Below are 14,589 nucleotides of genomic sequence, written 5' to 3' on the forward strand. Positions count from 1 at the left end.
CAGATGAAAAAAGATTAAAGATGATTGGACTGAATATACAAGTAAGAACGATCCTTCTGGGATTATTGAGCATTGGGTTTGTGCAAAGTTATGCGCAAACCTTTGCTTTACAGGTTAAGAATGACCAAATCACTTACCTGAATGATGATCGGGGAAACCGTATTCTCGATTTCTCTACATGCGGATATAAATCCTCCGAACAGGATATTCCTTCTGTCCGCAATGTTGTGTTTGTCCCCTGGAAAGCAGGAGATAACACTGCACGTATTCAACGTGCCATTGATTATGTAGCCTCGCTGTCTCCCGATGCTTCCGGTTTTCGTGGAGCTGTTTTGCTCGATCAGGGTGAGTTTGCCCTGTCCGGCAGTATTCGTATCTCCACCTCCGGAATTGTATTGCGGGGAACGAATAAAGAAAAAACAATACTGCTGAAGAAAGGCGTAGGCAGAGGTGCCCTTATTTATATGGAAGGAATAGATGACCTGAATGTACAAGACACTTTGCAGATACTTTCCAACTATGTTCCGGTAAACACACGAACATTGGAAGTGGCTTCAGGTATTTCTTTGAAAAAAGGAGATCGTGTAATGGTTGCCCGTCCCTCCGGCAAGGAGTGGATTGCCTCTTTGGGTTGTGACATTTTTGGAGGAGGAATCAGTGCTTTGGGATGGAAAGAAGGGGATATGGATCTGACCTGGGACAGAAGGGTCTGTGAAGTAAATGGCAACCGGATAACATTGGATGCTCCGCTGACTGTAGCTCTGGATGCTAAATATGGTGCTTCTTCTCTATTGACTTATCAATGGAACGGACGTATCTACGATTGTGGAGTAGAGAATATGACACTGATCTCTGATTATGACAAGCGTTATCCTAAAGATGAAGATCATTGCTGGACAGGTATTTCCATTGAGAATGCGGAAAACTGTTGGGTAAGACAACTCAATTTCAAACATTTTGCAGGAAGTGCCGTGATTGTTCAGCGTACAGGTTCCAAAATCACTGTCGAAGACTGTATCTCAAGAGAACCTGTTTCAGAAATCGGAGGAATGCGTCGTTGCACTTTCCACACACTGGGACAACAAACTTTATTTCAACGTTGTTACTCGGAACGAGGTATTCATGACTTTGCTGCCGGATATTGTGCAGCCGGCCCCAACGCTTTTGTACAATGTGATTCATACGAATCTTTAGGATTCAGCGGCTCTATCGATGCATGGGCATGTGGACTGTTGTTCGATGTGGTAAATATCGACGGTCATAACCTGACTTTCAAGAATTTGGGACAAGATAAAAATGGAGCCGGTTGGAATACGGCAAATAGCTTGTTCTGGCAATGTACCGCAGCAGAAATCGAATGTTATGCTCCGGCAAAGGATGCGATGAACCGTGCATACGGCTGTTGGGCGCAGTTCTCCGGTGACGGTGAATGGGAACAATCCAACAATCACGTACAACCTCGCAGTATCTTTTATGCCCAATTGGAAGAACGATTGAATAAAGAATGTGCAGAACGTGCACGTATCTTGCCTAGAAATACAAGTGCAACCAGTAGCCCTACAGTTGAAGTGGCTATGGAACTGGCTAAAGAGGCTTATCATCCACGGTTAACGTTGGAACATTGGATAGACGATCATAAGTTTGCTCCTTCGGTGGAGTCAGCCGGAGTAAAATCAGTTGATGACATTAAAGAGAAGAGGGGAGCCTCATTAGCTGCAAATTCTTCTACTATCCAATCACACACTCAACCGGAAGTAACTATAACTAACGGACGTATCCAAATGGATGGTATTTTATTGGTTGGAAACAGTCATACCACCCCTTGGTGGAATGGAAAGCTCAAAACCAATTATCTAAAAAAGGCAAGTCCGGCCATTACCCGCTTTGTTCCGGGACGCGAGGGACTGGGATTGACAGACCGCATTGATTCTGTTATCAATTTTATGAAACAGAAAAACATACTTGTTTTCGATCAGAACTATGGTCTTTGGTATGACCGCCGTCGCGATGACCACGAACGGATTCGCCGTCGGGATGGTGATGTATGGGGACCTTTCTATGAGCAGCCATTCGGACGCAGCGGTCAGGAAACAGCGTGGGAAGGATTGAGCAAATATGATTTGAAACGTCCCAATACATGGTACTGGAGTCGTTTAAAAGAGTTTGCGGAGAAGGGAAATAAAGACGGACTGCTTTTGTTTCATGAGAACTATTTCCAGCACAACATTCTGGAAGCCGGTGCACATTGGGTAGATTCTCCGTGGAGAAGCAGCAATAACATCAATCAGACCGGATTTCCTGAACCTGCTCCATTTGCCGGTGACAAACGAATCTTTGTAGCGGATATGTTCTATGACGTCAGCCATCCTGTTCGTCGTGAATTGCACAGGCAATATATACGTCAATGCCTGAATAACTTCGCAGACAATTCGAATGTAATTCAGTTGACAAGTGCTGAATTTACAGGACCGTTGCACTTCGTACAGTTCTGGTTGGATGTGATAGCCGAATGGGAGACTGAAACCGGAAAGAAAGCCAAAGTGGCATTAAGTACCACGAAAGATGTGCAGGATGCTATCCTTGCAGACCCCAAACGCGCTGCCATAGTAGATATCATTGATATCCGTTACTGGCATTATAAGACGGATGGGATCTTTGCACCGGAAGGTGGAAAGAATATGGCACCGCGTCAGCACATGCGTAAGATGAAAGTAGGAAAGGTCACTTTCAATGAAGCATATAAAGCTGTCTATGAGTATCGACAGAAATTTCCTCAGAAGGCAGTGACATTCTACGCACAGAATTATCCGGCTATGGGATGGGCTGTATTCATGGCTGGTGGTTCATGTCCTGTAATTCCATGCACAGATAAGGCATTCCTGAAGGATGCAGCAGCCATGGAAGTGGAAAAAACGAATACGGATGAGTACAAGAAAATGGTAAAATCTGATATTGGAAGTATCATTTATTCCAAGTCCGGAACAGAAATTCCTGTTCAATTATCGTCCGGAAAGTATGCATTAAAGTACATACACCCTGCTTCCGGAAAGATTGAAACAATAAATAAATCATTGAAAACAAATGGATTATACAATCTAAAGGTACCTGATAAAAAAGAAGGTATTTATTGGTTCCATAAGCTATAAAACAGAAAATCCCGTTGAAGAGTCTTCAGCGGGATTTTTGGTTTTTATAGGTAAATTCTAGTAAAAGAGTGTTATAAAACATGATACTTGTTTTTTCAATCCACAAACCAGATTTTACCTAAGGTTGCGGTCGATACTGCTTAGTTTTGCAACATCAAATCAATCGAATTAATGCTATGATGGAACAGACTAATCATTCAACCGAAACTTTACTCGCTTCTTTTCAAGCGGGAAACATGGCAGCTTTTTCACAGCTGTATAATTTGCACATCAATGTCCTTTTTAATTACGGATTGAAGTTGACCACTGATAAAGAGTTGCTGAAAGATTGTATTCATGACATTTTCGTGAAACTCTATACAAAGAAAGATGAATTAGGCATCATTGATAATTTGAGATCATACTTATTCATCTCATTAAAGAATAAACTTTGTGATGAACTTCGCAAACGTATGTATATGTCTGATACGGCAGTAGAGGAAGTTAGCGTGGCTACTCCTACAGATGTAGAAGATGATTATATGGAAGAAGAACAGCGCAAGAATGAATTTTCATTGGTTAGACGTCTGCTGGATCAATTATCTCCCCGCCAGCGTGAAGCGCTTACCTTATATTATATAGAAGAAAAGAAATACGAGGATATTTGTGAGATTATGAATATGAATTATCAGTCTGTACGCAACTTGATGCATCGCGGACTGACAAAGTTGCGTACTCTGGCAAGTTAATTTTAGTAAAAAGATAAACTGGTTGAGTACATATACAGGATAACGTCGTCCTATTTATGTAAACGCTTAAAAAGGATGCGATATGTGCTCAAAGGTAAAAGATTTTTTGACGGATGATGATTTTATCAACTATGTGCTGGGTGTAACTCCACAATCAGCTTCCCAATGGGAAACTTATTTCAGAGAGCACCCGGAAGAGATGGCAGATGCAGAAGAAGCTAAAGCCGTGTTATTGGCTCCGGCAAATGTAGTCTGCGACTTCTCAATAGTTGAAAATAACGAATTAAAAGATAGGATTATTAGTAGTATAAAAGATTTTTCGGGTATTTTGTAGATAGGTTAGATAGTTAGATAAAGTGTTAGGTTAGTTAAGGCATTAAAAGATTGACGCAGTCTTTCACAGGAAGTTTAATTTTAAACACTGTGAAAGACTGTGTTTTTTATTTATCCTGTTCAGGCTTTCCTGTGGATTCCTGAATATCGAAAGCGCTGCTGAAGCTGACAATTAATACAATGCATCCACCCAATATGCCAATAATCATATAAGCAATACGAATATCGAATGCTTGTGAAATGGCACCGATAAGGAGAGGAGCAATCAGCGAACCTATAAAACTGATACTTGACAGAATGGTAAGTGCAATGCTGACCGGTGTTTTCGATTTGGCTCCTACGAAGCTATACAAAGTAGGTACAATGCAAGATATTCCCAAACCGACCAGCATAAAACCCAATGAATTGATGATGACTTTCATAGCCATAGATTCAAAAACACCTCCTAACAAGGCAGAGATAAAAAAGCCGATACAAATAAAGCTACCCGCCAGTTGCAAGACTTTCTTCTTTCCCCAAAGCTGATAAGCGTAGTTAGTCAAAAAACGCCCTGTTGCCATCATAATCATGAACACAAGAAAACCGATCTGCAACGATTTAGGTACGTGAACTACTGATTCGAAATAAACGGCACTCCAATCGAACATCGCACTTTCTACAATCAGTGCAAACAGCCCGACAAGTCCTAGCTGCAAAAGCAACATTTCCGGTTTTTGAAACAATAACCGGAAGCCATTGGGGGCTTTGGCCATACTTCTTTCCTTCGTTTCAAAAACCTCCACTTGCTGCGGTGCGCTCTCCTGCAAATAGTTTCGTCCGGAAAGCACTATTATAAAGATGACAATGAATATAAGTGTATAGTGCCAGATAGGGGAGACTCCTGCCAGAATCATCACAAAACCGATAAGTGCCCCGGCACATGCTCCTAAGCTCCATCCTCCATGAAAAGTTGCCATAATGGTTTTACCATACAGGCGTTCCACTTCAATCCCTTGTGTATTGAATGATATATCGCACAAATTCCAAAACACACCGAAGCAAAATAGTAAAAAGCCCAGCAGATAGACTTCATGAGCCAGTCCGATGCAAAGCAAGGAAGAAGCATATCCCAGAATACTGACCTGTACCATACTCCGGCTTCCCAACTTCGAAACAAGATAGCCCGCCAAAGGTATCGCCACAAATTTTCCTACAGGAATCATAAACAAGATCAATCCCCAATAAAAGGCATAATTTGCAGCAAAAACATCTTTGAAATCAGGAATCCGGCTAGCCCAACTTGCCATACAAAGTCCTTGAGCAAAGAAAAAAGTCAATATGGCAAAACGTATTCTCTCTTTGGGATGCGTAAATTGGTTATTCATGCATTTTTTATTTTTAATCGCGGCAAAGGTATCTATTTTTTTTGTACTTTTGCGCCCGATTAAAAAATATCAAATTCATGAAGACAGGCGAATCTTTATTATCCATAGGTAAATTTATTGCAGAATATTCAGCCCATTTAATGGGAGCCGGAGTACACACCTCGCGGGTAGTACGCAATACAAAGCGTATCGGAGAGGCTTTCGGGTTAGATGTAAAATTAAGCGTATTTCATAGAAATATCATTCTGACTATTATAGACAAAGACACAAACGAGGCTTGTAATGAGGTTATAGACATTCCTGCACACCCGATCAGTTTTGAGCATAATTCAGAGTTAAGTGCCTTGAGCTGGGAAGCAGTAGACCATCATTTGTCATTGGAGGAATTGAAAGATAGATATAAAAAGATTATTTCTGCTCCGCGGATACACCCTCTTTTCGTTTTATTATTAGTAGGATTTGCCAATGCGTCTTTCTGTAAATTGTTCGGTGGTGATTTAATTTCCATGGGAATTGTATTTTCTGCTACTATTACAGGATTCTACCTGAAACAACAAATGCAGATGAAGAAGATCAACCATTACGTCGTATTTATTGTCTCGGCTTTTGTTGCTTCCCTGTGTGCTTCCACCGCGCTGATTTTCGATACAACCTCGGAGATCGCAATGGCAACCAGCGTACTTTATCTTGTGCCCGGTGTTCCTTTGATTAATGGCGTGATTGATGTAGTAGAAGGATACGTGTTAACAGGATTTGCCCGTCTGACAGAAGCTTCTTTGTTAATTGTCAGCATCGCTATCGGACTTTCCTTCACATTATTAATGGTAAAAAACAGTTTAATTTGATATGATAGCACTTGACATTCTTACTGATGGATTTTTTGCAGCAGTAGCAGGTATAGGATTTGGTGCGATTTCCGATCCTCCTTTGCGTGCATTCAAGATGATTGCTATACTGGCAGCATTGGGGCACGCTTGTCGTTTTTGCTTAATGACTTATTTAGGTGTGGATATTGCCACAGGTTCTTTGTTTGCCGGATTAGTTATCGGCTTCGGCAGTTTGTGGCTGGGGAAAAAAGTATATTGCCCGATGACAGTACTTTACATTCCGGCATTGCTTCCCATGATTCCGGGTAAGTTTGCCTACAACATGGTATTTTCACTCATCATGTGCCTGCAGAATGTGAATGATCCGGATAAGCTGGACAAGTTCATGTCAATGTTCTTCTCTAACACTCTGATAGCAAGTACAGTGATTTTCATGTTGGCAGTAGGAGCTACTTTCCCGATGTTCCTGTTCCCACATAGGGCCTTTTCATTAACAAGACATTAAAAACTACTTTTATGGAGATTTTTTGGAGAACAATTGCATATTATAATTCAGCTACCTGGCTTTTACAGATAGTTATTATCCTGATTGGTATTGCATTGACCGGATTGCTTATCGGTAAACCACGCCCGTGGGTGAAAATGGCGATGAAGTTCTATATGATAGGTCTTTATACATGGATTTCTGTGGTCTACTATTATATCTATTGTGAAGAGCGCAGTTATAATGGGGTGATGGCAATGTTCTGGGGCGTTATGGCTGTCATTTGGGTATGGGATGCAATCACGGGATATACGACCTTCGAGCGTACCCACAAATATGATCTATTGTCTTACGTCCTGTTGGCAATGCCTTTTATATATCCTCTGGTTTCACTGGCACGCGGACTCTCGTTCCCGGAAATGACTTCTCCGGTAATGCCTTGTTCGGTAGTTGTGTTTACCATCGGATTATTACTGCTGTTTGCGCAAAAAGTCAATATGTTTCTGGTATTGTTCCTTTGCCACTGGTCATTGATCGGATTATCCAAAACTTATTTCTTCCAGATTCCGGAAGATTTCCTGTTGGCAAGTGCCACAATCCCCGGATTGTATCTTTTCTTCAGAGAATATTTCCTGAACAATCTGCATGCCGACACCAAGCCGAAAGCCAAATATATCAATTGGCTATTGATAAGCGTTTGCGTCGGACTGGCTGTGTTGCTGACTACTACCATGTTTTTAGAATTAGTTCCGAAGAATTGATCCGGAACACATAGAAGATATTCAAATCAAAAAAGTCTTTCTAGCTTTAATGGCTATGAAAGACTTTTTGCATTATATCACATTTACTTAATTGCGTAGAATATCCGCAGAGCATACTGCATCACCGCATCAGGCAACCACTTTTTACTCTTTGCAAACAACACCTGTATCCAGGGACCTACTTTCGTTCGGAAAGAAGGATTTGTACGCTCCACTATTTTACAGATTGCAGCAGCCAACTTCCGTGGATGGCATCCATTACGTTCCTCTTTTTCTATGATCTCCAATGATTTCCGGAAGCTTTCTCCATAATCGGCATCCAGTCTTGTCTGTTCGGAAATATTCCGGTTATCAGTAAATCCAGTGTTGAAGTCTCCCGGTTCTACCACGCAAACCTTTATATTGAACGGATGAACCTCTAAAGCCAATGCTTCGCTATATCCTTCCACCGCAAATTTGGAAGCAGAATAAAATCCCTGATAAGGGATGCCCATTACACCACCAATAGAGCTGATATTGATGATCTTCCCTTTTCGGTTTTTACGCATGACAGGCAATACCTCCCGGCACATATTCACTACACCAAAGAAATTGGTATTCATCTGTATGTTTACTTCCTCTTCCGTAGCAAGTTCTAATGCACCGCCAATACCCATCCCGGCATTATTAATCAGTACGTCAATCCGTCCCTGTTCCGATAGAATCCTATCAACAGCTTGGCGGATAGAAAGTGAATTGATAACATCGACAACCAGCATTTTCACCTCATTCATGTCTTCGGAAAGTTTCCGACTTGTTCCATAAACAATGTGCCCTTGTTCTGATAACATTTGAGCGGTAATCTTTCCAAATCCGGAAGATGCTCCGGTTATAAGTATAACTTGTGGTTGCATATAACTTGTATTTCCGACAAATATAAAGAGAATAACCGAATGTTTTGTTTTAACCAATAAGGTTATTTCTCTAAAATAGCAGTCATTTTCTCCCGCCAATCTTCACCATTTTTCGGCTGGAAAGTTTCAAATCCCAGTTCTTTGCCGATTTGGATATTCGAGGCGCCGTCATCCACAAATAAAGTTTCAGAAGGAATGATATTGCAATCGTTCACCATATAATCGAATATTTCCGGTGCAGGTTTTGTATGACCGACCTGATAAGACAGATATAGTTTGTCACAGTAATCATTCAACGGCTTTTTCCTTAACGAGAAATCAGGGCTGCATGCCCATGACATAACGAAAGGATTGGTATTACTTAAAATATACACATGATATGACTTTCTCAATTCCAATATATAATCGAGTTTATTTAGATTCACTTCATTGAAAAAGCCCAGCCATGCCTGTTTGGTTTCCTCCATCGTCAATGGACGACCACATAAATCCCCCAGTTGTTTCCGAAACTCATCCGCACTTAGCTTACCTTCTTCCAGTTCTTGAAAGATGCCGGTCTGGTGATATTTATCCAGACGAGTGTCGGCATCTGCCAGTCCCAGTTTGATAAATGCCTGAACAGCTTTGTCGCGGTCAATATCTACAATCACCCCTCCAAAATCAAATACAATGTTTTTAATCATGATATATAATTTTTTTGTTTGCTACAAAGATACGGCTTATCTTCTTAATTAGCAGTGCACAATGGCTTGATATTTGTCAAAAAAACATAGTGACGCTATCCTTGCCAAATAGTGTCACTATCACACCCGGATAGCGTAGCTATAAGGAGCGGATAGCGTCACTATACTTTTTGTATGACTTAGGGAAGGATAAATACCGATTATTTTTTATATTTGCAAATCCAATCAATCCTTTGTAAAGACAGAAATAGAGTTATGAATAACCTTCGAATTTTATTGTATATGATGCTCCTTTCATTGGCTGCATGCCATCCGGAAGGAACGAGTGTGAAGCAAGGGTTAGACAAAGCCGCACAGCTCATGGCGCAGGACCCGGATACGGCATCTATTATTCTTGAGACTATTCAGACAAGTCAAATGAATGAAGCCCAACTGGCAGAATATAATTTATTATGTACCCAGCTCAACGAGGACAAAAGCATTCCTCATTCTTCTGATAAGCAGATCAGGCAGGCGGCATCTTATTATGAGAAAAATGGCAATGAATATCAAAAATCAAAAGCATATTATTATCTTGCCTGTGTGGAAAGTGATCTGGAACAGAAAGAGGAGGCAGAAATCCACTTTAAGGAGGCAATCCAACTTGCCAAAGAAACCGAGGAATACGATCATCTGGCAAAAATCTGCAAACGATGTAGTCTTTATTATCAGAAATACGGTAACTTTGATGAAGCACTGGAAATGGAAAGAAAGGCATACGCCAGTCAGTTGATGTTGAATGACGGTAAAAACGATTCCTCAGTGATTCTTTCTTCTGCTTTAGGAATGTTTGGTGTGATGTCTTTATTGCTTGGACTACTCTGGAAGAAAAACCGGCACGTACTTTCCCAACTGGATCTTTTCAAAGAAGAAATACTGAAGAAAGATGTTGAATCGGATAAGCTGATGTTGCAATGTAACCACCTTGAAGAGAAGTATCAGTCTCTTCAACTACATATCTATGAAAGTTCTCCCGTTGTCTCAAAAGTACGACAGTTTAAAGAACGGAATGTTTTGTCTTCTAAGATCCCTTCTTTCTCCGAGAAAGACTGGACAGAGTTACTGCGACTTCAGGAAAATGTTTATGGACTTGTATCTAAATTAAAAGAAATAGGTCCGAAGCTCACGGAAGAGGATTTAAGGGTATGTGCTTTTCTGCGGGAGGGAGTCCAACCTGCTTGCTTTTCTGATTTAATGAAACTGACTACAGAAACGCTGACCCGGAGAATCTCCAGAATAAAAACGGAGAAACTGATGTTGGCAAATTCTAAAGAGTCACTGGAAGATATTGTGAAATCATTGGGGGCTCCTTCATTTTAGTACAGCAATTAATTATTATCTGGTAATGATTCATTATCTCCTTACTACATTTAAGGATTTTCGTTGCAGAGATTAATGGTTTTTAGTACAGAAATTAGTCATCTTTTATGCAGTCGGGTAGTTGTCCCGTTATAACGGGACGATGGTCATCCTATAGGGTGACAAATGTCACTTTATAAGGTGATATTTGTCATTCTGTAATATGATTATCTGTTTTCAAAAAGATTGAAATCACTAAAGATACGAAATTAAATAGTAAAAAGCAAGAGTGACACTTGTTTTTCCTAATATCCTAATGAATCCATATGTGACACCTTGGCATTCTCATGCCATTTACTATCCTATGCCATTGCTTTATTTGTACCTGATTTATCTTCTGTCTGTTTTCGTCTATTCTTTCATCTTTGTTATTGTTGATTATCAACATCTTATCGTTAACTCCCGTCCGTAACCGTCCGGTAAAAAATACCAGTTTTGGCAACATGTCCTGTAACTTTGCAAACAAAAAAGTACAGAACAATGAGCAACTTATTATTTAAAAGATGGAATGATTTCGGTGGGTGGCTGGTCTTTCTGATAGCAGCGTTTGTGTATGGAATGACCATCGAACCAACCGCAAGTTTTTGGGATTGTCCCGAATTTATTTCTTGTGCTGAAAAATTACAGATAGGGCATCCACCGGGAGCACCTTTCTATATGCTTGTTGGAAACCTGTTTACCCAGTTTGCTTCCGATGCTTCGCAAGTATCGGGAATGGTTAACTTTTTAAATGCACTATTGAGTGCCGGTTGTATCTTGTTTCTTTTCTGGAGTATTACCCGATTAGTGAGAGCCTTGCTTGTGGGCGATGAACGGAAATTATCTGTCATGGATGTTATTATCATTCTGGGAGCAGGTTTTGTGGGAGCTTTAGCTTATACTTTCAGTGATACATTCTGGTTTAGTGCGGTAGAGGGGGAGGTATATGCTTTCTCTTCTTTCCTTACAGCCTTGGTATTTTGGATGATTCTTCGCTGGCAGGATGAAGCAGATTCTGTGTCCGGTGACCGCTGGATTATCCTGATAGCCTATATTATAGGTCTTTCAATCGGAGTGCATTTGCTTAATCTGCTTTGTATTCCTGCCATTGTATTAGTGTTCTACTACCAAAAATATCAGACTCTATCACTCAAGGGAGTTATTGGGGCCATTGCATTATCCGGTATTCTTATTGTATTGATTCTTTTTATTTATATACCCGGAATGGCTGATGTAGGAGGATGGTTCGAATTATTCTTTGTCAATGTGATGGGATTACCCTTCCAGTCAGGATTGATCGTCTTTCTGGGTTTGGTCCTGTTTTTACTGATAGGAGCCATTTATCGGTTTAGAAAACGCATCGTGAATACCGGTTTGTGGTGTTTACTCATGCTCACCATAGGATATACCACTTATGCGGTCATACTCATTCGTGCCAATGCTAATACGCCACTCAACGAGAATGCACCGGATAATATTTTCACGCTCAAAAGCTACCTGAATCGCGAACAGTATGAAAGTGCTCCTTTACTTTATGGGAGAACCTATGCATCCGAACCGGAGTATGTGCCCGAAGGAGACTATTACAAGGTAAAGACCGAAAAAGGGACTGCTATCTATCGACCGGATAAGAAAGAAGGCAAGTATAAAATTATCCGCTATAAAGAAGACGTGTGCTACACTCAAAATATGTTGTTTCCACGAATGTGGAATGATCGTTCGGCCGCTTCTTACAAAGGATGGTCCGGAGGAGGTGCAAATGAGGCTCCCACACAAAAAGAGAACCTGACTTATTTTATCACATACCAACTCAACTACATGTACTGGCGCTATTTTCTATGGAATTTTGTCGGACGACAGAATGATATTCAAGGAAGCGGTGAACCGGAACATGGTAACTGGATTACAGGAATTTCCTGGCTCGATAATCTGCGGCTGGGGGATCAAAAACTTTTGCCGGAATCTTTGCGTGAGAACAAAGGTCACAATGTATTCTATGGCTTACCATTATTATTAGGATTACTCGGTATCTATTGGCAATGGACACGCGGGAAAAAAGGCAAGCAGCAATTCAGTGTCTTATTTTTCCTTTTCTTCATGACGGGATTGGCTATTGTGCTCTATCTGAATCAGACTCCCGGACAACCTCGTGAACGGGATTATGCGTATGCAGGTTCGTTTTATGCGTTCGCTATCTGGATTGGAATGGGAGCCGCCGGATGCTGTGACATGTTTCGCAGAAAACAGGCAAAAATCCTCCCGGTCAACTTACTCATGCTGCTTTGCCTGTTTGTCCCCATACAAATGGCAAGTCAAACATGGAATGACCACGATCGAAGCAACCGGTATACCTGTCGTGACTTTGGAGCTAACTATCTGATGACACTTCCCGACAAAGGAAATCCGATTATATTCTGTAACGGGGATAATGATACGTTCCCCTTGTGGTATAATCAGGATACGGAAGAAGTACGCAGAGATGTACGTATCTGCAATTTAAGTTATGCGCAGACCGACTGGTACATTTATCAGCAACAATGTCCTCTATACGATGCTCCCGGACTACCGATCAGTTGGGATCAAAATCAATACCAGGAAGGGAAGAACGAATATGTGGCTGTTCGTCCGGAATTGAAGAAACAGATAGAAGCATTGTATCAGAAACATCCCGAAGAAGCCCGTGATAGTTTTGGAGATGATCCGTATGAAATAAAGAATATCCTGAAATATTGGGTGTTTGCGGAGAAACAGGAATTCCATGTGATACCTACCGATACAATAAATATCCATATTGATAAGGATGCAGTACTCCGTTCGGGAATGATGTTGCCTGAAGCCATTCGTCATTTAAAAGGGGAAGAACTAAGAGATGCAATACCGGATAAACTGTCTATTTCTCTAAAAGATATACGTCTGCTGACTAAAGTAGACTTACTCATGCTCGAGATTTTGGCTAACTGTAACTGGGAACGTCCCCTGTACATGGCTATCTCGGTAGGCAACTCCAGTAAACTGAAGTTTGATGACTACTTTGTTCAGGAAGGGTTAGCATTCCGGTTTACTCCTTTCAACTATAAAGAATGGGGAGACGTAGAAGAAGGCAATGGATATGCCATAGATACGGAGAAACTCTACGAGAATGTGATGAACAGATATAAATACGGAGGATTGGATACTCCCGGACTTTATCTGGACGAAACAACCCTGCGCATCTGTTATTCTCATCGAAGGCTCTTTGCACAATTGGCTAAAGAACTGGTGAAACAAGGAGACGACATCCGTGCCAGAAAAGTATTGGAATATGCTGGGCAAGCTATTCCGGCATATAATGTTCCCGAAGTATTCGAGAGTGGTTCGTATGATATAGCCACCGCTTATGCTTCCATAGGAGAAACGCAGAGAGCGACCGATCTATTGAATCATCTGATAGCAGAATCGGAAAATTATATCGACTGGGCTTTCTCATTGGGAGATAACCGGATAGGGATGGTTCAACGGGATTGTTTGTATAGGTTCTGGCAATGGAATCAGTGCAATGAATTACTGAAGAATATGGATAAAGAGAGATATGAACAGAGGATTCAGCAATTTGAAAAGAAATATATGCGCTTTACTCAACTAATGAATGATCACAACTAAATTCAAAGAATATGAAATCGAAAAGAATAAGAGAAGAAGAAATAAAAACTGTATTGGGCAAAAGAAATTACGTCATCTTAATTATCGGCTCGATATTGATTATCATAGGATATATATTAATGAGCGGCGAGGGGAGTACCTCTGCCGCCTATAATCCCGATATATTTAGTGGAACACGTATACGCATTGCCCCGTTATTGTGTTTATTGGGGTATCTGCTGAATGTATTTGGTATTCTCTATCGGTCATTAAAATAGAATAAATCTTTCTAATATCATTAATATTTCAAAAAAGACCATCTTTATAAAATAAATTATTGCTTCTTTTGTCCCAATGAAATGAAAGTTGGGAAAT

General features: G+C 40.8%; 12 protein-coding genes. 9 read left to right on the forward strand and 3 right to left on the reverse strand.

Features of this window, described 5'->3' with window-relative positions; all coding sequences use genetic code 11:
• Nucleotides 1-29: 29 nt before the first annotated feature.
• From NXV01_RS16770 to NXV01_RS16780, 3 genes are all read left to right on the forward strand, one after another.
• On the forward strand, nt 30-3,146 hold the full coding sequence (locus tag NXV01_RS16770; RefSeq protein WP_259023456.1) for a DUF6298 domain-containing protein: 3,117 nt from the start codon (nt 30-32) through the stop codon (nt 3,144-3,146).
• Between the two features lie 176 nt (nt 3,147-3,322).
• Nucleotides 3,323-3,874: an RNA polymerase sigma factor gene (locus tag NXV01_RS16775; RefSeq protein ID WP_195650111.1), complete on the forward strand. Its 552-nt coding sequence runs from the start codon at nt 3,323-3,325 to the stop codon at nt 3,872-3,874.
• Between the two features lie 82 nt (nt 3,875-3,956).
• Nucleotides 3,957-4,208, forward strand: coding sequence for a hypothetical protein (locus tag NXV01_RS16780; RefSeq protein ID WP_148366726.1), 252 nt, complete (start codon nt 3,957-3,959; stop codon nt 4,206-4,208).
• Nucleotides 4,209-4,314: 106 nt separating this feature from the next.
• Here NXV01_RS16780 and NXV01_RS16785 read toward each other — a convergent pair whose 3' ends face one another.
• The gene (locus NXV01_RS16785; RefSeq protein WP_122137857.1) at nt 4,315-5,571 is read right to left on the reverse strand and encodes an MFS transporter; all 1,257 of its coding nucleotides are present in this window, start codon (nt 5,569-5,571) and stop codon (nt 4,315-4,317) included.
• 77 nt (nt 5,572-5,648) lie between these two features.
• Between NXV01_RS16785 and NXV01_RS16790 the strand changes: the two genes are divergently transcribed.
• From NXV01_RS16790 to NXV01_RS16800, 3 genes are read left to right on the forward strand one after another with little or no spacing between them, the layout of a single operon-like run.
• Nucleotides 5,649-6,416, forward strand: coding sequence for a threonine/serine exporter family protein (locus NXV01_RS16790; RefSeq protein WP_217723518.1), 768 nt, complete (start codon nt 5,649-5,651; stop codon nt 6,414-6,416).
• A gap of 1 nt (nt 6,417) precedes the next feature.
• Nucleotides 6,418-6,903: a threonine/serine exporter family protein gene (locus NXV01_RS16795; RefSeq protein ID WP_004318282.1), complete on the forward strand. Its 486-nt coding sequence runs from the start codon at nt 6,418-6,420 to the stop codon at nt 6,901-6,903.
• A gap of 11 nt (nt 6,904-6,914) precedes the next feature.
• Nucleotides 6,915-7,643, forward strand: a complete 729-nt coding sequence (locus NXV01_RS16800; RefSeq protein WP_148366723.1) for a DUF6064 family protein — start codon at nt 6,915-6,917, stop codon at nt 7,641-7,643.
• Nucleotides 7,644-7,726: 83 nt separating this feature from the next.
• Here the strand turns inward: NXV01_RS16800 and NXV01_RS16805 are convergent, their stop codons facing one another.
• Both NXV01_RS16805 and NXV01_RS16810 read right to left on the reverse strand, forming a co-directional pair.
• The gene (locus NXV01_RS16805) at nt 7,727-8,536 is read right to left on the reverse strand and encodes an SDR family oxidoreductase (RefSeq protein ID WP_259022932.1); all 810 of its coding nucleotides are present in this window, start codon (nt 8,534-8,536) and stop codon (nt 7,727-7,729) included.
• 62 nt (nt 8,537-8,598) lie between these two features.
• A complete protein-coding gene (locus NXV01_RS16810; protein WP_195650115.1) occupies nt 8,599-9,219 on the reverse strand; it encodes an HAD family phosphatase in 621 nt (206 codons plus the stop codon).
• A 255-nt stretch (nt 9,220-9,474) separates the two neighbouring features.
• Between NXV01_RS16810 and NXV01_RS16815 the strand changes: the two genes are divergently transcribed.
• The 3 genes from NXV01_RS16815 (at nt 9,475) to NXV01_RS16825 (ending at nt 14,492) form a co-directional block, all read left to right on the forward strand.
• Entirely contained in the window at nt 9,475-10,578 is a 1,104-nt protein-coding gene (locus tag NXV01_RS16815; RefSeq protein ID WP_234132134.1) for a tetratricopeptide repeat protein, read from the forward strand.
• 519 nt (nt 10,579-11,097) lie between these two features.
• The gene (locus NXV01_RS16820; RefSeq protein WP_259022933.1) at nt 11,098-14,235 is read left to right on the forward strand and encodes a DUF2723 domain-containing protein; all 3,138 of its coding nucleotides are present in this window, start codon (nt 11,098-11,100) and stop codon (nt 14,233-14,235) included.
• Nucleotides 14,236-14,246: 11 nt separating this feature from the next.
• Nucleotides 14,247-14,492, forward strand: a complete 246-nt coding sequence (locus NXV01_RS16825) for a DUF3098 domain-containing protein (RefSeq protein ID WP_074559031.1) — start codon at nt 14,247-14,249, stop codon at nt 14,490-14,492.
• Nucleotides 14,493-14,589: the final 97 nt, after the last annotated feature.

The organism is Bacteroides sp. BFG-606, from assembly GCF_024788145.1.
GTDB lineage: Bacteria > Bacteroidota > Bacteroidia > Bacteroidales > Bacteroidaceae > Bacteroides > Bacteroides vicugnae.

Excerpts from the sequence above, each read along its gene's own strand:
- NXV01_RS16775 (WP_195650111.1), top strand. The coding sequence starts at position 3,323 with ATGATGGAACAGACTAATCATTCAACCGAAACTTTACTCGCTTCTTTT.
- NXV01_RS16780 (WP_148366726.1), top strand. The coding sequence starts at position 3,957 with ATGTGCTCAAAGGTAAAAGATTTTTTGACGGATGATGATTTTATCAAC.
- NXV01_RS16790 (WP_217723518.1), top strand. The coding sequence starts at position 5,649 with ATGAAGACAGGCGAATCTTTATTATCCATAGGTAAATTTATTGCAGAA.
- NXV01_RS16810 (WP_195650115.1), bottom strand. The coding sequence starts at position 9,219 with ATGATTAAAAACATTGTATTTGATTTTGGAGGGGTGATTGTAGATATT.
- NXV01_RS16815 (WP_234132134.1), top strand. The coding sequence starts at position 9,475 with ATGAATAACCTTCGAATTTTATTGTATATGATGCTCCTTTCATTGGCT.
- NXV01_RS16800 (WP_148366723.1), top strand. The coding sequence starts at position 6,915 with ATGGAGATTTTTTGGAGAACAATTGCATATTATAATTCAGCTACCTGG.
- NXV01_RS16785 (WP_122137857.1), bottom strand. The coding sequence starts at position 5,571 with ATGAATAACCAATTTACGCATCCCAAAGAGAGAATACGTTTTGCCATA.
- NXV01_RS16825 (WP_074559031.1), top strand. The coding sequence starts at position 14,247 with ATGAAATCGAAAAGAATAAGAGAAGAAGAAATAAAAACTGTATTGGGC.
- NXV01_RS16805 (WP_259022932.1), bottom strand. The coding sequence starts at position 8,536 with ATGCAACCACAAGTTATACTTATAACCGGAGCATCTTCCGGATTTGGA.
- NXV01_RS16820 (WP_259022933.1), top strand. The coding sequence starts at position 11,098 with ATGAGCAACTTATTATTTAAAAGATGGAATGATTTCGGTGGGTGGCTG.
- NXV01_RS16795 (WP_004318282.1), top strand. The coding sequence starts at position 6,418 with ATGATAGCACTTGACATTCTTACTGATGGATTTTTTGCAGCAGTAGCA.